Source organism: Microbispora sp. H10949 (assembly GCF_014161435.1).
Classification (GTDB): domain Bacteria; phylum Actinomycetota; class Actinomycetes; order Streptosporangiales; family Streptosporangiaceae; genus Microbispora; species Microbispora triticiradicis.
In genome coordinates, this window is sequence record NZ_JABBWZ010000005.1 from 432,028 (window position 1) to 450,127 (window position 18,100).

At 73.1% G+C, this 18,100-nt stretch carries 21 protein-coding genes; 11 read left to right on the forward strand and 10 right to left on the reverse strand.

The window, feature by feature from the left end; genetic code table 11:
- Positions 1-1,782, forward strand: coding sequence for an N-acetylglutaminylglutamine amidotransferase (locus HHX40_RS15455; RefSeq protein ID WP_182881122.1), 1,782 nt, complete (start codon positions 1-3; stop codon positions 1,780-1,782).
- Entirely contained in the window at positions 1,782-3,698 is a 1,917-nt protein-coding gene (locus HHX40_RS15460; RefSeq protein WP_259403598.1) for a prolyl oligopeptidase family serine peptidase, read from the forward strand. The genes HHX40_RS15455 and HHX40_RS15460 overlap by 1 nt, the downstream gene beginning before the upstream one ends.
- 36 nt (positions 3,699-3,734) lie before the next feature.
- On the opposite strand, the gene HHX40_RS15465 is transcribed toward HHX40_RS15460, so the two are convergent.
- Entirely contained in the window at positions 3,735-3,944 is a 210-nt protein-coding gene (locus HHX40_RS15465) for a hypothetical protein (RefSeq protein WP_111701285.1), read from the reverse strand.
- 109 nt (positions 3,945-4,053) lie between these two features.
- A complete protein-coding gene (locus HHX40_RS15470; RefSeq protein WP_138460818.1) occupies positions 4,054-4,758 on the reverse strand; it encodes a hypothetical protein in 705 nt (234 codons plus the stop codon).
- Positions 4,759-4,775: 17 nt separating this feature from the next.
- On the opposite strand from HHX40_RS15470, the gene HHX40_RS15475 reads away from it, so the two are divergent.
- Positions 4,776-4,943 (forward strand): hypothetical protein, encoded by a 168-nt coding sequence (locus HHX40_RS15475; protein WP_165900726.1) that lies wholly within the window; start codon positions 4,776-4,778, stop codon positions 4,941-4,943.
- Here HHX40_RS15475 and HHX40_RS15480 read toward each other — a convergent pair.
- Positions 4,928-5,680, reverse strand: coding sequence for a sulfite exporter TauE/SafE family protein (locus HHX40_RS15480; protein ID WP_310738120.1), 753 nt, complete (start codon positions 5,678-5,680; stop codon positions 4,928-4,930). The genes HHX40_RS15475 and HHX40_RS15480 overlap by 16 nt on opposite strands.
- Positions 5,681-5,839: 159 nt before the next feature.
- On the reverse strand, positions 5,840-6,283 hold the full coding sequence (locus HHX40_RS15485) for a protein-tyrosine phosphatase family protein (protein WP_182881123.1): 444 nt from the start codon (positions 6,281-6,283) through the stop codon (positions 5,840-5,842).
- Between the two features lie 179 nt (positions 6,284-6,462).
- Between HHX40_RS15485 and HHX40_RS15490 the strand changes: the two genes are divergently transcribed.
- The 5 genes from HHX40_RS15490 to HHX40_RS15510 all read left to right on the forward strand — a co-directional run bounded on the left by HHX40_RS15490 (position 6,463) and on the right by HHX40_RS15510 (position 10,161).
- Positions 6,463-7,470 carry a hypothetical protein gene (locus tag HHX40_RS15490; protein WP_182881124.1) on the forward strand — a complete coding sequence of 336 codons (1,008 nt, stop codon included), beginning with the start codon at positions 6,463-6,465 and terminating at the stop codon, positions 7,468-7,470.
- Positions 7,467-7,865: a phage holin family protein gene (locus tag HHX40_RS15495; protein WP_111701289.1), complete on the forward strand. Its 399-nt coding sequence runs from the start codon at positions 7,467-7,469 to the stop codon at positions 7,863-7,865. Before HHX40_RS15490 ends, HHX40_RS15495 begins: the two co-directional genes overlap by 4 nt.
- Positions 7,841-8,527: a DUF3618 domain-containing protein gene (locus HHX40_RS15500; protein WP_111701290.1), complete on the forward strand. Its 687-nt coding sequence runs from the start codon at positions 7,841-7,843 to the stop codon at positions 8,525-8,527. Before HHX40_RS15495 ends, HHX40_RS15500 begins: the two co-directional genes overlap by 25 nt.
- A gap of 257 nt (positions 8,528-8,784) precedes the next feature.
- Positions 8,785-9,807, forward strand: a complete 1,023-nt coding sequence (locus tag HHX40_RS15505; protein WP_182881125.1) for a zinc-dependent alcohol dehydrogenase — start codon at positions 8,785-8,787, stop codon at positions 9,805-9,807.
- A gap of 93 nt (positions 9,808-9,900) precedes the next feature.
- On the forward strand, positions 9,901-10,161 hold the full coding sequence (locus tag HHX40_RS15510) for a winged helix-turn-helix domain-containing protein (RefSeq protein WP_111701292.1): 261 nt from the start codon (positions 9,901-9,903) through the stop codon (positions 10,159-10,161).
- A 10-nt stretch (positions 10,162-10,171) separates the two neighbouring features.
- On the opposite strand, the gene HHX40_RS15515 is transcribed toward HHX40_RS15510, so the two are convergent.
- Both HHX40_RS15515 and HHX40_RS15520 read right to left on the reverse strand, forming a co-directional pair.
- Complete coding sequence (locus HHX40_RS15515) at positions 10,172-11,149, reverse strand: IS481 family transposase (protein WP_182881126.1); 978 nt, start codon at positions 11,147-11,149, stop codon at positions 10,172-10,174.
- A 105-nt stretch (positions 11,150-11,254) separates the two neighbouring features.
- Complete coding sequence (locus HHX40_RS15520) at positions 11,255-12,106, reverse strand: helix-turn-helix transcriptional regulator (protein ID WP_182881127.1); 852 nt, start codon at positions 12,104-12,106, stop codon at positions 11,255-11,257.
- A gap of 113 nt (positions 12,107-12,219) precedes the next feature.
- Here HHX40_RS15520 and HHX40_RS15525 point away from each other — a divergent pair, with 113 nt between their 5' ends.
- Complete coding sequence (locus HHX40_RS15525; RefSeq protein ID WP_182881128.1) at positions 12,220-13,095, forward strand: NmrA/HSCARG family protein; 876 nt, start codon at positions 12,220-12,222, stop codon at positions 13,093-13,095.
- A 43-nt stretch (positions 13,096-13,138) separates the two neighbouring features.
- On the opposite strand, the gene HHX40_RS15530 is transcribed toward HHX40_RS15525, so the two are convergent.
- The 3 genes from HHX40_RS15530 to HHX40_RS15540 are packed head-to-tail and all read right to left on the reverse strand — an operon-like array spanning position 13,139 to position 15,854.
- Positions 13,139-13,750 (reverse strand): GNAT family N-acetyltransferase, encoded by a 612-nt coding sequence (locus HHX40_RS15530; protein WP_182881129.1) that lies wholly within the window; start codon positions 13,748-13,750, stop codon positions 13,139-13,141.
- Positions 13,747-15,219, reverse strand: coding sequence for an APC family permease (locus HHX40_RS15535; RefSeq protein ID WP_182881130.1), 1,473 nt, complete (start codon positions 15,217-15,219; stop codon positions 13,747-13,749). Before HHX40_RS15535 ends, HHX40_RS15530 begins: the two co-directional genes overlap by 4 nt.
- Before the next feature lie 35 nt (positions 15,220-15,254).
- The gene (locus tag HHX40_RS15540; protein WP_182873533.1) at positions 15,255-15,854 is read right to left on the reverse strand and encodes a GOLPH3/VPS74 family protein; all 600 of its coding nucleotides are present in this window, start codon (positions 15,852-15,854) and stop codon (positions 15,255-15,257) included.
- 418 nt (positions 15,855-16,272) lie between these two features.
- Between HHX40_RS15540 and HHX40_RS35710 the strand changes: the two genes are divergently transcribed.
- Positions 16,273-16,809 carry a hypothetical protein gene (locus HHX40_RS35710; RefSeq protein WP_220499126.1) on the forward strand — a complete coding sequence of 179 codons (537 nt, stop codon included), beginning with the start codon at positions 16,273-16,275 and terminating at the stop codon, positions 16,807-16,809.
- Between the two features lie 81 nt (positions 16,810-16,890).
- Positions 16,891-17,091 carry a DUF3072 domain-containing protein gene (locus HHX40_RS15550; protein WP_111701298.1) on the forward strand — a complete coding sequence of 67 codons (201 nt, stop codon included), beginning with the start codon at positions 16,891-16,893 and terminating at the stop codon, positions 17,089-17,091.
- Between the two features lie 111 nt (positions 17,092-17,202).
- Here the strand turns inward: HHX40_RS15550 and HHX40_RS15555 are convergent, their stop codons facing one another.
- A complete protein-coding gene (locus tag HHX40_RS15555; RefSeq protein WP_138460824.1) occupies positions 17,203-18,066 on the reverse strand; it encodes an SDR family oxidoreductase in 864 nt (287 codons plus the stop codon).
- Between the last annotated feature and the right edge of the window lie 34 nt (positions 18,067-18,100).

Genomic DNA, 18,100 nt, shown 5'->3' on the forward strand with positions numbered 1-18,100 from the left:
GTGTGCGGACTGAGCGGTGAGATCCGCTTCGACGGACGGCCGGCGGACATCGGCGTGGTGGGCAGGATGACCGACGCCATGCACGAGCGCGGCCCGGACGGTTCGGGGCTGTGGGAGTGGGGGCCGGTCGCCCTCGGCCACCGGCGCCTGAAGATCATCGACCTTTCGGACAAGGCCGCGCAGCCGATGGCCGACCCCGCCCTCGGGCTGACGGCGGTCTTCAACGGCTGCCTGTACAACTACCGTGAGCTGCGTGAGGAGCTGCGGGGCGACGGCTACCGCTTCTTCTCCACCTCCGACACGGAGGTGCTGGTCAAGGCGTTCCACCGGTGGGGAGCCGACTGCGTGCGCCGGTTCGCCGGGATGTTCGCCTTCGCCGTGTTCGAGCAGGAGACCGGGCGGCTGACGCTCGCCCGCGACCGCCTGGGCATCAAGCCGTTGTACGTGTCGGGGAACGGCGACCGGCTGCGCTTCGCCTCGACCCTGCCCGCGCTGCTGGCCGGGGGCGAGGTCAATACGGACATCGACCCGGTCGCGCTGCACCACTACATGACCTTCCACTCGCTGGTGCCGGGCGAGCGCACGATCCTCGCGGGCGTGCGGAAGCTGCCCCCGGCCACCGTCCGCACGGTCGAGGCGGACGGCTCCTCCCGCGACACCGTCTACTGGGACCCGCCGTTCACCCGGCTGCCGGAGCACGAGGGGATGGACGCCGCCGACTGGCGCGACGCCGTGCACGACCGGTTGCGGGCGGCCGTACGGCGGCGGATGGTCGCGGACGTGCCCGTCGGCGTGCTGCTGTCGGGCGGCCTCGACTCCAGCGTCATCGTCGCGATGCTCGCCGAGGAGGGCCAGCGGGACCTGTCGACGTTCAGCATCGGGTTCCACGCGGCCGGGGGCGACTCGGGGGACGAGTTCCGCTACTCCGACCTGGTCGCCGACCATTTCGGCACCGACCACCACCGCATCCTCATCGAGGACTCCCGGCTGCTGTCGGGCCTGCCGGACGCGGTGCGGGCGATGAGCGAGCCGATGGTCAGCCACGACTGCGTCGCCTTCCACCTGCTGTCGCAGGAGGTGGCCAGGCACGTCAGGGTCGTGCAGTCCGGGCAGGGCGCCGACGAGGTGTTCGCCGGATACCGCTGGTTCCCGCCGCTCGCCGCCGTGCCCCGTGACGAGGCGTTCGCGACGTACGCCAGGGAGTTCTTCGACCACCCGCACGAGGACCTGGCGGGGATCGTGGCTCCCGAGCACCTCGTCGACGAGGACGTGAGCGGGGAGATCATCCGCCGCCACCTCGGCCGTCCGGGCGCGGAGACCGCGCTGGACGCGGTGCTGCGCCTGGAGACGCGGCTGATGCTGCCCGACGACCCGGTCAAGCGGGTGGACAACATGACCATGGCCCACGGGCTGGAGGGGCGCACCCCGTTCCTCGACCACGAACTGGTCGAGCTGGCCGCGGCGTGCCCGCCGGAGCTGAAGCTCGTCGGGGGCGGCAAGGGGATACTCAAGGAGGCCTCCCGCGCGCTTCTGCCGCGCGAGGTGGTCGACCGGCCCAAGGGCTACTTCCCGGTGCCCGCCATCCGGCACATCGACGGGCCGTTCCTCGACCTGGTGCGCGACGTGCTCACCGCGCCCGCCGCCCGGGATCGGGGCCTGTTCGACAAGGCGTACGTCGAGGGGCTGCTGGAGAACAGGGAGACCAGCCGCACCACGACGGGGGTCAACATGCTGTGGCAGCTCGGGCTTCTGGAGATGTGGTTGCAGGCGCAGGGAGTGTGATGGCGGCGGAAGCTCTCGGCGTGCGGACTCCGCCCCTCGGGGAGTCCGTCGGGATGCCCGCCGTGAAGTCCGCCGCGAAATCCGCCGGGGATGCGGCGCTCAGCGCCTGGAGCTGCCGGGCGCCGGCGCTCGCCCCCGACCGCGGCGCGGTCGCGTACGTCAGCGACCGGGACGGCGTGCCGCGGGTCTGGGTCAGACCGCTGCGGCGGGGCGGGCGGGCGCGGCCGGTCGCCACGGGACCGGAGCCGGTCGCGGAGGTGAGCTGGTCGCCGTCCGGGGAACGGCTGGCCGTCCTGCTCACGCCGGGCGGCGGCGAGCACACGCAGGTCTGGACTGTCCGGCCGGACGGCGGCGACCTGCGCCCGCTGGCCGCGCCGGAGGGCGGGTCGGCGTGGTTCGTCCACTGGACCGGCCGCGGCGACCTGCTGCTGGCCGCCGAGGTCGCGGCGTCCGGAACGGCCGAGGCGCTGCTGGTCGACGCGGCGACCGGAGGCCGGGAGACGGTGGCCCGCGGGCCCCTGCTGCACCCGGAGGCGGTCAGCCGCGACCACGCCCGGGTGCTGCTGCGGCGGGGGCCGCGCGGGGTCCGGCGGATGTACGTCAGGGAGCTGTCGCCGGAGGCCACCGGCCCGGGAGGCGAGCGGCCGCTGCTGGCGGACCTGCCCGGCTCCACCGGCTACGGCGTCCTGTCCCCCGGCGGCGAGACGGCCTACCTGCTGTCGGACGCGGGGCGGGACCGCGCCGCGCTGCTGGCCGTCGCCGGTGACGGCCGCCCGGTCGTGCTCGCCGAACGCCCGGACGCCGAACTGGACATGTTCGCGCTGACCGCCGACGGCCGGCGCGTGGTGCTGGTGTGGAACGCCGCCGGCCGCTCCGAGCTGGAGGTGCTGGACGCGCCCGGGGCGCCGGAGCCGCTGGAGACGCCGGAGCGGGCCGGCGGGGCCGGGAGCCCGGCGCGGCGTCCCCTCCCCCCTCCCCCGGGCGAGGTGGTCACCTCGATCAGGGTCTCCCTGGACGACCGGGCCGCCGTACTCACGGTGGAGGGACCGGCCCAGCCGCCGCACGTCGTGCTGTGCGACCTGGAGACGGGCCGCTACCGCCGGGTCGCCGGGGCGGGCCGGATCGCCGGGGCGGTGGACGCCGAGCTCGTACGGTTCCCGGCCCGCGACGGGCTGGAGCTCAGCGGCTGGCTCTACCGGCCGCCCGCGGCCGTGGGCCCGGCGCCGTACGCCGTGTTCCTGCACGGCGGGCCGGAGGACCAGGAGCGGCCCACGTTCAACCCGCTGTACCAGAGCCTGCTGGCCGCCGGGATCGGCGTGCTCGCCCCGAACGTGCGCGGGTCGGCCGGCCTCGGCCGGGCCTTCCGCGAGGCGGACGACCACGCGCTGCGCTTCCGCGCGATCGACGACGTGGCCGACTGCGCCGCCTTCCTGGTGCGGGCCGGTCTCGCCGACGCCGCCCGGCTGGCCTGCCTGGGCTGGTCGTACGGCGGCTACCTCACGCTGGCCGCGCTCGTCACGTATCCGGGGCTGTTCCGTGCCGGGGTGGACGTCTGCGGAATGGCCGACTTCGCCACCTTCTACGAGCGCACGCAGCCGTGGATCGCGGCGGCGGCGGTGAGCGAGTACGGCCATCCGGAGGCCGACCGCGACCTGCTGCACGCCCTGTCGCCCCTGCACGCCTTCGACCGGCTGGCCACTCCCCTGCTGGTGGTGCACGGCGCGCGCGACACCAACGTCCCGGTGTACGAGGCCGAGCAGGTCGTCCGCGCGGCCAGGGCCGCGGGAGTGCCCTGCGAGGTCCTGCTGTTCGAGGACGAAGGGCACGAGATCCGGCGGCGGGCCAACCGGGTCACGTTCGTCAGGCGGGTGACGGACTGGCTCGACCGGCACCTGACCGGCGTGTTCCCCGGCTGAGCGGAGTCTGCCGGGGACGGGCGCGGCCCGGCACGCTCAGCGCGACTCGCGCAGCCTGGCCAGGTCGCTCTCCATCTTCGCGATGACCCGCTGGTAGCCCTCCCAGCCGCACAGCCGGAGCAGCTCCGACTTCATGCGCAGCGTCTCCTCCTGCACCGCCTCCGGGCCCTGCCGCCGGATCGCGTCGAGCGCGCTGCGCGCCCGGCTCTCCTCGTCGCTGGCGTCGGCGAGACCTTCGCGTCTCATATCAGGAGCAGGCATGGGACCTTTCCTCCGGGTCTGGACGAACGGTGCCTACACCTGACGCGCCTTGACGCCGGGAGGTTGACGGCCGGGAGAAATATTGGCCGGCGCGTTATCGGAGCGGCCGGACCTCGCCGCCGGGGACGTCCACCGCGATCTCGCCGCCCAGCCGCCGGCCGTCGTCGAGGACCAGGTTGTCGCCGCTCCAGAACCTGCCGGGGTCGTACCAGTTGGGCCGGCGGCCACCCGGCAGCAAGCCCATCTCCTCGTACGTCACGGCGACGACCTCCGCGCAGTAGGCCGTCTCCAGCGTCCTGTCCCGCGCCGTGCGTCCCTCCGCGTCGCGTTTCCCCCGGCGGAGCCCGGGGAGGGAGACAGGGCGGAGCGCGGGCAGGCGCCCGCGCAGCCAGCGCCCCGCCAGACGGGCGGTGGACGGGAACGGCGTGCCGTCCAGCCGGGCGATCGTCCGCAGGACCGCGTCCTCCATCTCCCTGCCCACCGGCGGCTCCAGCTGGCGCAGCCAGGCGCGCTGGCCGTACCTCGCCGCCCAGACGCACACCGCGTCACGCATGTCGTGCAGCTGCACGCCGCGCTGGTGGGTGCCCGACCACATGTCGGGCAGCGACCGGCCGAGCTCCGCGTGCCACATCAGCGGCGGCAGGTCCTCGATGACCACCGCCATGCCCACGTGGTTCACCGGGCTGTTGGTCGTGACCTGGATGGCCCGGTCGGGCGCGCTGCGCCCCCGGAACACCCACACGTCACCGGTACGGACCAGTTCGAGCGCCTTGTCGAGGCTTATCCGCGTACGAGCCACGGCAGTAGCCTAGGCACATGCGGTGGTGGAAGATACTCGGCCTGGCGGCGTTCGCGGGCGTCGCGGCGACCGGCGTGGTGATCGCCCGTGCGGAGCGCCGTCGGCGCGCCTACACGCCGGAGGAGATCCGGACGCGCCTGCGCGCCCGGCACGCCGAGGCGGTCGCCGCTCAGCCGCTCCGGTAGGCGTCGGCGCCGAGCTTGACCGCGACCGCGAGACCGCAGATCGCGGCGGCGAGGCGCAGCGAGTCGCCGGGCAGGCGGCGGGCGATGGCGGGGCCCAGCCAGCCGCCGAGGAGGAACCCCGCGGCGAGCGGCCCGACCGCGGCCCAGTCGACCGGGCCGAACAGGGCGAACCAGACGGCCGCGACGGCGTTGGCGAGCGCGCCCACGAGGTTCTTCACCGCGTTGACCCCTGCCGGGGATCGGTCGAGCGCCGCCGCGAGCACCGCGAACATGATGATCCCTCCGGCGGCGCCGAAGTAGCCGGTGTAGACCGCGACGCAGAACACGGCGGCACGCAGCGCCAGGCCGCTCTCCCCGCCGAGGCTCACCTGTCCCGCGCGGGGCGGGCGCAGCAGCAACAGCAGCGAGGCGCCGCCGACCAGTAATGGAGCGACCATCTCGAACATCCGCGCGGGCGTGACCAGCAGCAGGCCCGCGCCGGCCGCGCCGCCCAGGGCGGCGAAGAGCCCGAGACGGCCGACGACCGAGCGCTGGCCCGCCAGTTCCGGCCGCGAACCGGCCGCCGCGCCCACGCCGGTGAACAGCAACGCGACCGTGTTGGTGACGTTCGCGGCCAGGGGCGGCAGCCCGAAGGCCAGCAGGGCGGGATACGACACGATCGAGGCCAGGCTCACCACCGTGCTGACCACTCCGGCCACCAGACCCACGGCGGCCAGCCCCAACACGTCGACAAACACAGACGAACCCAACCATATGGGCCATAGTCGCCCGTCACCGGCCTCCCGCTCTCACGCACGTCATGACGGCGCCGGGGGACGGTGCGGGTGACACCGGCCGCTTCACGCCGGTCTCCACCCGGGCGGCCCGGTTCCGCGGCGGCGCCCGCGGCCCGGTCGTCAGAGCGCGGGGAAGCGGAGCACCCAGCGGCACTGCCAGGGCGTCTCGACGGCGCGCCGGTGATAGTTGGCCCGGGTCCAGGCCACGGCCTCGTGCGCGGGCAGGCCCGACAGGATCGCCAGGCACGCGATGGCGGTGCCCGTGCGCCCGACGCCTCCGCCGCAGGCCACCTCCACCGCCTGGCCGGCGCGGGCGTGCCCGTGCAGCGCCCGGATGAGGCCGGCCGCGCTCTCCCCGTCGCGGGGCAGCAGGAAGTCGGGCCAGTCGATCCACTCGTGCGCCCAGGTGAGGCCGGAGTCGTGCCGGCGCCTCAGCCGGGCGCCGCCCAGATAGAGGCCGCGCTCGGGCGGGACGCCCTCGGGAGCGGGGTACCGCAGACCGCGTCCGCGGATCGGGGTGCCGTCGGGCAGCTTGATCGCGCCGGGGAGGAAGGTCTCGGACATGATCCCATCCTGCCCCGCCGACGGGACCGGAGAGCACCGGCCGGGTTCGACGGCGTGGCCGTTTGCCCCCCTTGATCCTGTCAAGACGAATTTTTTACTTTTTCCCGCTTTATGGGCGTCCGTTCCAATATCGAGGGTAGCTCGCGGCTCAGGGACGAATTCGACCCAAGGAGGCTTTCGTGAGCGACTTCCATCCCGAGACGCGAACATACGCGGGGGGAAGCGGGCAGCCGCAGGGCACGCTCCGGCAGGAGGAGACGGCCCGGGAGACGGCATTGCGGGGGACGACCCAGCAGGGCGTGACGCAGGGCAACGGTCAGCAGGGTACGACGCAGCAGGTCCGCGAGACGGCTCAGCAGACGGCGCAGCAGGCCAAGGAGGCCGCCGGCGAGGTCGCCGCGACCGCCAAGGACCAGGTGCGCACCGTCGCCCAGGAGGCCAAGGACCAGACGCGGCACGTGGTCCACCAGCTTCGCAGGCGTACCGACGAGCAGGCGTGGCAGCAGAGCAGGCGCGCGGCCGGCGCGATCCGGCAGTGGACCGAGCAGCTGGAGTCGGCCGCCGACGGCGTCACGCCCGACTCCCCCGTGCGCGACGTGGTCAGGCAGGTGACCGACCGGGGCCGCCGCACGGCCGACTACCTGGAGACCGAAGGTCTGACCGGCGCGGTGCGCGACGTGCAGGACTTCGCGCGGCGCCGTCCCGGCCTGTTCCTGGCGGGCGCCCTGGTGGCGGGGTTCCTCGCCGGACGCGCGGTGAAGGCCGTCGCCACGGCCGAGGACCCGGCGGAAACGGACGACGCGCGGCGGTTCGGCTCCGGCACCGCATACGGCTCCGCCCCTGACTACGGGCGCGGCACCGCATACGCTACCGGGTCCCCCTCCCCGGTCCGGTACGGCGACGGCGCCGGAAACGGCCTGACCGGGGAATCGGTCTCCGGGAGCACGGGCACCGGTGGCCCGGGGACCGGCGCCGCCTCCCCGTCGTACGGAACCGGCAGTGGCAACGGCACTGGATACGAGACCGGCGCCCGGTATCCGGGCGGCGAGTTCCGCGACGGCCGCACGGACGGCCGCACGGACGGGTACACGAACGGGCGCGGCGACGGGTACGCGGACGGCGACGGGAACGGCCGCGGGCACAGCGGTGGGTTCCCCGGCGGTCTCCCCGGAGGTGAACCGCGATGAGCTACCCCAGCCCACCGGCCGAGCCCTCACTGGGCAAGCTGGTCGGCGAGATCGGCGAGGACCTGTCCAAGCTGTTCCGCCAGGAGGTGGAGCTCGCCAAGGCCGAGATCCGCCAGGAGGCGGGCAAGGCCGGCAAGGCCGCCGGAATGCTCGGCGGCGCCGGCTTCGCCGGATACATGGTGGCGCTCCTCGTCACGCTGGCCGTCGTGTTCGGCCTCGGCAACGTCATGGACCTGGCCTGGGCCGCGCTCATCGTCGCGGCCGTGTGGGCCGTGATCGGCGGAGTGCTGTTCGCGCGGGGCAAGGAGCGCATGCGCGAGGTGAACCCCACGCCCGAGCAGACCATCGAGACCCTGAAGGAGGACGTGCAATGGGCGCGAGCCCAGAGGAGATAAGGGCCGAGATCGATGCCACTCGGGCGGAACTCGCCGCCGACGTGGACCGGCTCGCCGACAGGACGAGCCCGTCGCGCATCGTGCGGCGTCGTACGGACAGTCTGCGCCAGACGGCGCGATCGGTGAGGGAGAAGGTGATGGGGGTGCCGGCACACGCCACCCACACGGTTCGCGACCAGGCCGGCGACACCGTGGGAACGGTCCGCGACAAGGCCGCGGAGGCGGGCGAGACGGTGCGGCACGCGGCGGCCGAGGCCGGCGAGACCGTACGGCACGGCGCCCAGCAGGCCGCGGAGACCGTGCGGAGCGCGCCGCGCCAGGCGCTGCGCGGCACGCAGGGCAACCCCCTCGCGGCCGGGCTGATCGCCTTCGGGGCGGGCCTGCTGGCCGCGAGCCTGCTGCCGAAGACCGCCGCCGAGGAGCGGGCGGCCCTGCAGGTCAAGGATCGGGCGGGTGAGCTGGCCGAGCCGGTCAAGCAGGCCGTCCAGGAGACCGCGCAGCTTGTCGGCGAGGACGCCAAGGAGGCCGTCCAGCAGGTGCGCGACACGGCGGCCGAGGCGACCAGGACGACCCGCGACGAGGCCCGCGACCAGGCCAGGCAGGTCACCGAGGACACCCGTGACCAGGCCAGGCAGATGACCGGGCAGTCGCGTTCGCAGTGACCGTCGCGAGGGCCGGGCCCGGTGGACGGGCCCGGCCCTCGGGCGTGTCACCACCGGGCCCGCGATCACCGACAGGGTGATGCCGGGGGCCGGCTCCGCTGGACGGAGCCGGCCCCCGGGCGTGTCACCGCCCACGCGGCCGCCGCGCCGGCGATCACGGAACTCGCGGCCGCAGGCTTGCGATCACCGGGGTTACGATCGACGGGAAGACGATCTCAGGGGGCGGCGATGGCGTCGAGGGACGCGGAGGGCGGAGCGTGAAGGCCGCCCGGCTGCACAAGGTGGGCGACATCCGGCTGAGCGACGAGCCGCCGCCCGTCCCGGGCCCGGGTGAGAGCCTGGTGCGGGTCACCGCGGTCGGCCTGTGCGGCTCCGACCTGCACTGGTACGCCGAGGGCGGCATCGGCGACGCGGTGCTGGACACGCCGCTCGTGGTGGGACACGAGATCGCGGGGGTGATCGAGGGCGGTCCCCGGGACGGCACGCGGGTCGCGGTGGACCCGGCGATCCCGTGCGGCCGCTGCGCGGTCTGCGCCACGGGCTACGGCAATCTCTGCCCGGACGTCCGCTTCGCCGGGCACGGGACGCTCGACGGCGGCCTGCGGGAGCGGATCGCCTGGCCCGACGACCTGCTGCACCCGCTGCCCGCCGCGCTCTCCGACGGCGACGGTGCCATGCTCGAACCCCTGGGCGTCGCGATCCACGCCGTGGACCTCGGGCACGTCCCGCTGGGCGCGCCCGTCGCCGTCGTCGGCTGCGGGCCGATCGGCCTGCTCGTGATCCGGCTCGCCCGGCTCGCCGGAGCCTGCGCCGTCATCGCCGTCGACCCGCTGCCGCACCGCCGCGCCGCCGCCCTGAGGTACGGAGCCGGCCTGGCGCTGTCGCCCGAGGAGGCGGCGGAGCCCGGCGTGTGGCGGGAGGTCGACGGCTCGGCGGGCCTCGGCGTCCGGGTGGCGTTCGAGGTGGCGGGCGACGACGACGCCGTACGCCTCGCCATGACCGCGGTCCGGCCCGGCGGGCGGGTGGTGCTGGCCGGGATCCCCGACGAGGACCGCACCTGCTTCCCCGCGTCACTCGCCCGGCGCAAGGGCCTGACGATCGCCCTCGTCCGGCGGATGAACCTCACCTATCCCCGGGCGATCCGGCTGGCCGCCGACCGGCTGGTCGACGTGTCGTCGCTGATCACCGAGCGTTTCCCGCTCACGGCCACGGCGGAGGCGTTCATCGCCGCCGTCTCGCGGCGCGGGCTCAAGGTCCTGGTCGAGCCCGGCCGCCGCTGAGCCGCGGCCGGTCTCGCACGGGATCGGTACGGCAGGACCGGAACCGGCAGAACCGGCAGGATTGGACCGCCGGCCGCCGGGCAGGGCCATGACGTGGCTGTCACCGACGATTCCGGCGAGCCGGTCCCGGCGTACCGGCGGCTCGCGGCGATGCTGCGCGAGGAGATCGTGCACGGCCGGATCGAGCCGGACCGTCCCCTGCCCTCGGAGGAGCGCCTGGTGCGCGAGCACGGGTTCAGCCCCGACGACGTCCGCCGTGCCGTCGGCGTGCTGAGCGGCGAGGGCCTCGTCTACACGATCGAGGGGCAGGGGGCCTACGTCTCCACCCGGGCCGAGGAGACCGGCGGCGGCTAGGTGTACCCGGTCATGGCGTTGGTGACAGTCGGCTGATCGGCGGAAGGCCGTCCAGTGCGGTGTGACGTCGTCGGGTGTTGTAGTACTCCAGCCATGGTTGCAGGGCTTGGGCGCGTTGGGTGTTGCTGGTGAAGAGCTGGCGGTAGGCCCACTCGGTCTGCAGGGTGCGGTTGAAGCGTTCGACCTTGCCGTTCTGCCATGGGCAGTGCGGCGTGATGAACTTCTGCCGGGCGCCGAGCGCTGCCACCGCGGCGCGAAAGGCGGCCGAGTGGCGGTAGGCCCAGGCGTTGTCGGTGATCACTCGTTCGATGGCGGGGATGCCGCAAGCGGCGAAGAAGGCGGCGGCCCGGCGCAGGAATCCCGCGCTGGTCTCGCCGGTTTCGTCGGGCAGGATCTCGGCGTAGGCCAGGCGGGAGTGGTCGTCGACGGCGGCGTGGACGTAGTCGTAGCCGATGGTGGTCTTCTTGTGTTTGTGGGCTGAGGTCGCCGCGCGTCCCAGGGCACGCCGGCCGCCTCCGTCGGGGATCTTGCCGATTTTCTTGACGTCCAGGTGGACCAGTTCGCCGGGGCGGTCGCGCTCATAGCGGATGATGGTGGTGCGGGTGGCGCGGATGACCTGCCCGGTGAGGGGGTCGCAGTCGGCCAGGTGGGGGTGGTTGTGGCGGCGCAGGATCCGGGAGACGGTGCGCTCGGGCACGCCGGTGTGGGCGGCGATGTGCGCTGGTCCACGCCGCATCTGGCGGCGGCAGTCCACCACGGTTTGCTCCAGCTGAGGCGGGGTGCGGTTGGCGACGCGGTGGGGGCGGGAGGAACGGTCGTGCAGGCCGGCCCAGCCCTGCTGGTCGTAGCGCTTGACCCACCGGTGCGCGCATTGGCGGGAGATGCCCAGCTCCTTGGTCACGTGCGCCACCGGGCGGTGATCGAAACGCACCCGCCGTACCAGCAGGATGCGTCCATGAACGGTCAGCCGGGCATTAGCGTGGGCCATGAAGACCTCCGGTTCGGTGAAGACGGCATCTCCACCACATCCGGAGGTCTTCCTATTGATCAAGCACCGACCCCGGCGCGTCACCAACCTGCTGACCGAGTACACCTAGTCCCGGCCGGCCCGGCCGAGGAGGGAGGCGACCCGTCTGCGGGCGTCCTCGCCCACCGGCACCTGGAGCACCAGCACGAGATCGGGGTGTCCCATCGGGCGCATCTTGAACATCTCCAGGTCGAGCCGCCCTATCTCGGGATGGTCGATCCCGACCGTCGCCGGCCGGAAGCGGCGCACGGGGTAGTCGGCCCACCATTCGCGGAACTCCCGGCTGACCTCGCTGAGCTCCTCCACCAGCGCCGCGAGCCGCGGGTCGCCGGGCCTGCGTCCCATCGCGGCGCGGAACTGGCTGATCACGGCGCGGGCCGCGGGCTCCCAGTCGACCATGCGGGCACGGTTCGCGGCGTCGGTGAACATCATCCACAGCAGGTTCCGCCGGCCCGGCGGGAACGTCAGCGGATCCAGACGGAGCAAGGTGTAGGAGGTGTTCCAGGCCACATAGTCGAAGCACGCGTCGTAGAGGGAGGCGGCGTTCGGGGCGGCGGCGTCGACCAGGCGCCGGAGCCGGGCCGCTGCCGCCGCCTGCTCCCCTCCGGGAGGCGGCGTGTCGGGCGGGGCGAGGCCCGCGAGGTCCCGCAGGTGGTGGTGCTCGTCGGGGTCGAGCCGCAGCGCGCGGGCCAGCGCGTCGATGACCTGCGCCGACGCCGAGATGTCCCGCCCCTGCTCCAGGTAGGTGTACCAGGTGACGCCGACGCCCGAGAGCTCGGCGACCTCCTCGCGCCGCAGTCCGGGGGTGCGGCGCAGGGCCGGATCGCCTCCCGGCAGCCCGACGTCGGCGGGCCGCAGGCGGGCCCGCTGGGCACGCAGGAACGCGCCGAGTTCGGCCCTGCGGTCCGAGTCCCTCACGCGGCGGCCGGGCGCGAGACTGGCAGCACGAGTGCCAGGACCGCCGGACGCCGCCTCGTTATCGTGACGGCCATGATCCTTCACAGGGCGAGTCTCCCAGGGAGGCGGGTGTCATGAGTGATCGCGTACTGGTGATCGGCGCCACCGGGCGGCAGGGCGGCGCCACCGCCCGCGAACTGCTCGCCCGCGGGCGGACCGTGCGCGCCCTGGTGCGCGACCCGGGCTCCCCCGCCGCGGCGTCCCTGGAGCAGGCGGGGGCCGAGCTCGCGGTGGGCGACCTGGACGACGAGGCGTCGCTGCGCCGCGCCATGCGGGACGCCGAAGGGGTCTTCCTGGCGCTGACCATGATGCAGGGACCGAGGATCACCGTCGAGGGCGCCGCCGCCGAGGAACGGCGGGGGCTGACGGTGGTCCGGCTGGCCGCCGAGGCCGGCCTCGGGCACCTCGTGTACAGCTCGCTCCCCGGCACCGACGCCGACTCCGGCATCCCCCACTTCGAGAGCAAGGCACGGATCGAGCGGGAGATCCACGCGCTCGGGCTCCCGGCGACGATCCTGCGCCCGGTCTCCTTCATGGAGAACTTCCTCACCTACAGTCGTCCCTCCGTGGAGGACGGCACCCTGGTCCTGCGGCTTCCCGCACGGCCCGGGACGCCGATGCAGCTGATCTCCGTCAGGGACATCGGGGTCTTCACCGCCCTCGCCTTCGAGCGTCCCGGCGGGTACGTCGGCCGGACCGTCGACATCGGCGCGGACGAGCTGACCCCGCCGGAGATCGCCGCCGCGTTCGGCCGGGTGAGCGGCCTGCCGGCCCGCTTCGAGCAGACGCCGATCGAGCAGGTGCGCGCGTTCGACGAGCACCTGGCCCGGATGTTCGAGTTCTTCGACGAGCACCCGGCCGGCGGTGTCGACCTGAAGGCCCTGCGGGCCGAGCATCCCGGTCTGACGACGTTCGAGACCTGGCTGCGCACCACCGGCTGGAAGCCGTGAGGCGCGGGACGTCACCGGCGGCCGGGATGCCACGCCCGTACGGCTATTCCGCGGGCGGCCGGGGCTCGCGCCACATGGGATACATGACCGGGCCTCCGGGCAGCCGGATCAGTTCCGGCATGTCCACGTAGCCGTGGCGGAGGTAGAGCCGCCGGCTCGACTCGCTGCTCGCCTCCAGGTAGGCGGGCACCCCCTCGGCGTCGAGCCGGCGATGGTGCTCCTCCAGCAGCATGGTGCCGAGGCCGCGGCCGGTCCTCCCCCGCTCCAGGGCGATGAAGTTCAGGTAGTGGTGCGGCTCGCGCGGATGGTGCTTCTCCAGCAGCTCGCCCAGGATGTGGTAGCGCCCCGCGTTCTCCCCGGTGAAGGCGTCGATCTCCGCCCGCTCGCCGGGGATCTCCGGGAACGGCGCGGTGAACCAGACGGCCACCCCGGCCAGTTCGCCCGCCTCGTGGATGCCGTAGACGTCGCCGTGCTCCATCGCGTGCGCGGCGTACATGGTGAAGAACCTCCGCTGGAGGGGCAGGCGGTCCTCCTGGCGCGGGACGAGCCACGCGGTGATCGCGTCGACGTGGAAGGTCTCCGCGATCAGGTGGCCGGTCGCCTCCGCGTCCGTCATCCGGCCGATCACCGGACCCGCCGCGTCCGCCGCGGTCACCGGGGGCCTCCCGCCGCGGCCTGGGCGCCGAGGCCGATGCCGGCGTACACCTCGGGCCGGGTCGCCCTGATCACCCGGGCCCAGACGACGCCGAACACCACTGCGACGACGTAGATGGAGGGCAGGATCCACCGGATCGGCGAGTCGGGCGCGACCCCGAGGACCGTGTCGAAGTTGACCAGCGTCAGCGCGATGATCACGACCAGCGCCACGATCGACAGGGCGGGAGCGAAACGCGTCCGCCAGGCCGTCTCTCCCCGGAGGTCGCGGGAGAAGTACACGATCACCGAGATCGAGGTGACCGTGAGCAGGGTCAGCAGCCCGAGGCCGCCGAAGGCGCCGAAGGTGAAGAACAGCTTCGTCACGGGGTCGAGTCCCGAGACGGCGTAAATCGCGATCACGATAAAGCCGAGCGCGGTCTGCAGCACCGATCCGGAGATCGGCGCGGCGGTGCGGGCCGAGGTGCGGCCGAACACCGAGGGCAGCACGTTCTCCCGGCCGAGGGCGAAGATGTAACGGGCCGTGGTGTTGTGGAAGGCGATCATGCAGGCGATGCTGCTGGTCACGAACAGCACCGAGCCGACCGTCGCGACGGTGCCGCCCAGGTGCTCGGCCGCCTGGCCGAAGACGAGCGTGGGACCCTGCTCGGTCGCCGCCTTGACGATCCCGTCCGGGCCGGTCGGCACCGTCTGGGCCCAGGCGGAGATCGAGTAGAGGATGGCGATGACCGCGATGCCCAGGTAGGTGGCGACGGGCACGGTGCGGAGGCGGTCCTTGGACTCCTCGGCGAAGACGACCGACGACTCGATGCCGGCGAAGCCCGCGACGACGGTGGCGAGCGCGGCGCCCACGCCGGGCACGAACAGCGCGGCGGGGCTGTAGCCCTCGAAGCTGACGCCGTTCCGCGCGCCGCCGAACAGGTCGCCCAGGTCGAACAGCAGGACGACGGCGATCTCGCTGACCAGCAGGACCGACAGGATCCGGCCGTTGATATCGACCCGCAGCAGGCCGAGCAGGCCGGTCAGCGCCCAGGCCCCCAGCGCGATGACCCACCACGGGGGCGAACCGCCGAACCAGTCCAGGAGCAGCGGCTCCGCCGCCGACCCGATGATGCCGTACAGGCCGAGTTGCAGCGCGTTGTAGGCGAGCAGCGCCACCCACGCCGTCACCACGCCCTGCGTCCGGCCGAGACCCTGCGCCGCGTAGGCGTAGAAGGCGCCGGCGTTCACCACGTGCCTGGCCATGGTCACGTAGCCGACGGCGAAGAGCGAGAAGACCCCGCCCAGCAGCAGGAACGCGAGCGGCACGCCGATCACGCCCGTCACCGCGTACGCCGTGGGCACCGAACCCGCGACGACCATCAGGGGCGCCGCCGCGGAGATGACGAAGAACACGATGGACGGCACACCGAGCCGGTCCTGGGCCAGTGCGGCGGAGACGGCGCTCGGCCGTTGCTCTGTCAGGGACACCTGGAACTCCGTGAGGGGATTTGGGGGGCGAGCGGTCACCGGCGGCTGAGGACGGCCTGGCCGACGGCGGCCTTGGTCTGGGCGACGAGTCTCTGCATGGGGGCCGGGAGCATGGCGATCACCGCGGCCACGAAGCGGGGATCGTGTTCCGACAGCACCCGCTGGGCACAGCCGGCGGCGTCCAGCAGTCCCAGGAGGACTCGGTCCCGGGGGTTCGGCGGCGTGCGGCGCTGGACGGCGAGGTTCAGGCGGGCGAGCGGCCACGCGGCCGTGCTCATGTCCGCCGGAGCCGGGGGCTGCTGCTTCAGCAGGTGCCTGACCGGTGGTTTGAGCAGCTTCGCGGCGATCATCCTGGCGGTCACCTCGGCCTCGGCCGTACGGGCCAGGAACAGCAGCCACGTGCTCACCGGATGGTACGGCTCGGCGACGACGTGGCCGAGCACCCTCCTGGTGAAGGCGTCATCGCTGTCCTCCCCGGCCGCCGCGTGGAGGCGTTCGGGGTTCGACGTGAGATCCAGGGTCACCCGCTCGGCGAGCATCAGCTCGGCGAGGACGCCGCCGGCCAGTGCCAGCCCCGCGAGCCGTGAATGCAGGTGTGGATGACCCGTCGCATTGTCGTGCAGGACGAAATACAAGTCATCGACAAGAGACGGGCTCGAAAGATCGCTTTCAGCCACGGTCGGCGATGATATCGGCGCTTTGTTTCATTTGTCATCGCCCGGGAATCATCAAGGCGAGAATGGGAACGCGTTTTCCCATCACGACGTGAATTATGCCAACCGAAACCCGCTTTTTGGTTTATGAGAGCGCATCGCGCGCTCCAGCCGAGGAATCCTCACCGGAGCAGGGCGTTCACGACGATTGTGAGCAGGATCGACGCGACGATCGAGATGATGATCATAAGGATGCATCCCGTCGCGCCGCCGAGTGGACGAACCCTGAAATTTCCTGGCATGAGGACCTCCCGCCGCCGCTCCTTCCACGACCTACCCTTGGCCTCCGCCGCGAACCGGCCCGCGTTTTGTCCGTTTTGAGGGTGGGCATCGAGGGCCTATGACCACCCAGGACGACAGGGGCGCGGTGGTCCTGGCCCGCGCCCACGGCCTCTTCAACATCGCGGGCGGACTGTGGCCGCTCCTGCACCTGACGAGCTTCGAGAAGGTGTACGGCCCGAAGACCGACCGCTGGCTGCAACGGACCGTCGCGGGCCTGCTGGTGGGGATCGGCTGGACCCAGGTCCGCGCCGCGCGCACGCCGGACGGCGTCCGGCAGGCGCGCCGTCTCGGCATGGCCACCGCCGCGACGCTTCTCACCGCCGACCTGCTCTGCGTGCCCACCGGCCGTATCAGGCCGACCTATCTCCTCGACGCGGCGGCCGAGGCGCTGTGGCTGCGCGCCTGGCGGGCCGGCGCCGTACAGCCCGAGCCACCGGCCCGCCGTACGGGCTCGGTCCTCGCCGCGGCGGCGGCGCTGGCGGCCGGGTGCGCCACCGGCGGCCTGCTGGCCTCGCGGGTGCTGCGGCGCCCGCCGGAGCAGGAGGTGTCCGAACTGACCCGGGCCCGCTACCTCCGTCATCCCGCCGCGAGGTGACGGGCGCCGGCCTCTCCCCTCCACCGGGTTACGTCTCCCGGCGACGGGTAGAGCGAACGGCAGTTCGACATTGGAGGGACGATGGACCGAGGACCGGTGGAGAAGGACCCCGAGGACTGGGCGACCGGGGACGAGCCGATGACCGCGCCGCAGGAGTCCTACCTGCGCACACTGGCCCGGGAGGCCGGGCGTGACGTGCCCGAGGGGCTCAGCAAGGCCGAGGCCTCCACGTTGATCGACGAGTTGCAGGACCAGAGCCGCCGCCTGAACGAGAACGGGTGACCGCCGCCACCCGTCCCGTCGCCGCCCCGTGCGCGGCGGCCGGGCGGGCGGACGACCGGGGCCGCCCGGGTGGGAGGATCCACCCGGGCGGCCCACGCCGTCCTCGCCCGGCTATCCGGGCAGCGTCTCGCCGCCGATCGGCGCGAGGACCTCACCCGTGTAGTACGACGAGAGCCGGTTGGCCGCGAAGAACACGTACGACGGGGCGATCTCGTCCGGGTCGGCCGGGCGGCCCATCGGCACCTGCTCGCCGAACTTCTCCACCTTCTCCTCCGGGAAGGTGGCCGGGATGAGCGGCGTCCAGACCGGGCCCGGAGCCACGGCGTTGATCCTGATCCCCCGGTCGACCAGCACCTGGGCCATCGCGTAGGTGAACGCGTTGATCGCGCCCTTGGTCGCGGAGTAGTCGATCAGCTGCTTGTTGCCGCGCAGCCCGTTGATCGACGAGGTGTTCACGATCGACCCGCCCTCGGGCATGTGCCGCAGCGCGGCCTTCGTCACCCGGAAGTAACTGTGGATGTTGACGGCGAAGGTGTGCTCCCACTGCTCGTCGGACAACTCCTCCAGGCCCTGAACGGGGGTCTGCGTGGCCACGTTGTTCACCAGCACGTCGATGCCGCCGAGCTCGCGGACGGTGCGCTCGACGACCTCCTCGCAGTGCCGGCGGTCGGCGAGATCGCCCGGCAGGAGCAGGCAGGTGCGGCCCTCCTGCTCCACCAGTTTCCTGGTGTGCTCGGCGTCCTCGTGCTCGCTCAGGTAGGCGATGGCGACGTCCGCCCCCTCCTTGGCGAACGCCACGGCGACGGCCCGGCCGATGCCGGAGTCGCCCCCGGTGACGAGGGCCCGCTTTCCGGCCAGCAGGTCGCGTCCGGTGTAGTCGCGCATCTCGTCCCTCGGCTCGGGGCTCATCTCGCCCGTCCGGCCGGGATACGACTGCGTCTGCGGTGGCGGTGTGGAGTTCGACTGCTCAGACATGCACCCCGCGTACCCCTGCCCGGCCAGGGCAAAC

Coding starts and splice junctions, on each gene's coding strand:
- HHX40_RS15555 (WP_138460824.1), bottom strand. CDS start 18,066: ATGTCTGAGCAGTCGAACTCCACACCGCCACCGCAGACGCAGTCGTAT.
- HHX40_RS15550 (WP_111701298.1), top strand. CDS start 16,891: ATGGACCGAGGACCGGTGGAGAAGGACCCCGAGGACTGGGCGACCGGG.
- HHX40_RS35710 (WP_220499126.1), top strand. CDS start 16,273: ATGACCACCCAGGACGACAGGGGCGCGGTGGTCCTGGCCCGCGCCCAC.
- HHX40_RS15465 (WP_111701285.1), bottom strand. CDS start 3,944: ATGAGACGCGAAGGTCTCGCCGACGCCAGCGACGAGGAGAGCCGGGCG.
- HHX40_RS15485 (WP_182881123.1), bottom strand. CDS start 6,283: ATGTCCGAGACCTTCCTCCCCGGCGCGATCAAGCTGCCCGACGGCACC.
- HHX40_RS15515 (WP_182881126.1), bottom strand. CDS start 11,149: ATGGCCCACGCTAATGCCCGGCTGACCGTTCATGGACGCATCCTGCTG.
- HHX40_RS15525 (WP_182881128.1), top strand. CDS start 12,220: ATGAGTGATCGCGTACTGGTGATCGGCGCCACCGGGCGGCAGGGCGGC.
- HHX40_RS15460 (WP_259403598.1), top strand. CDS start 1,782: ATGGCGGCGGAAGCTCTCGGCGTGCGGACTCCGCCCCTCGGGGAGTCC.
- HHX40_RS15495 (WP_111701289.1), top strand. CDS start 7,467: ATGAGCTACCCCAGCCCACCGGCCGAGCCCTCACTGGGCAAGCTGGTC.
- HHX40_RS15500 (WP_111701290.1), top strand. CDS start 7,841: ATGGGCGCGAGCCCAGAGGAGATAAGGGCCGAGATCGATGCCACTCGG.
- HHX40_RS15475 (WP_165900726.1), top strand. CDS start 4,776: ATGCGGTGGTGGAAGATACTCGGCCTGGCGGCGTTCGCGGGCGTCGCG.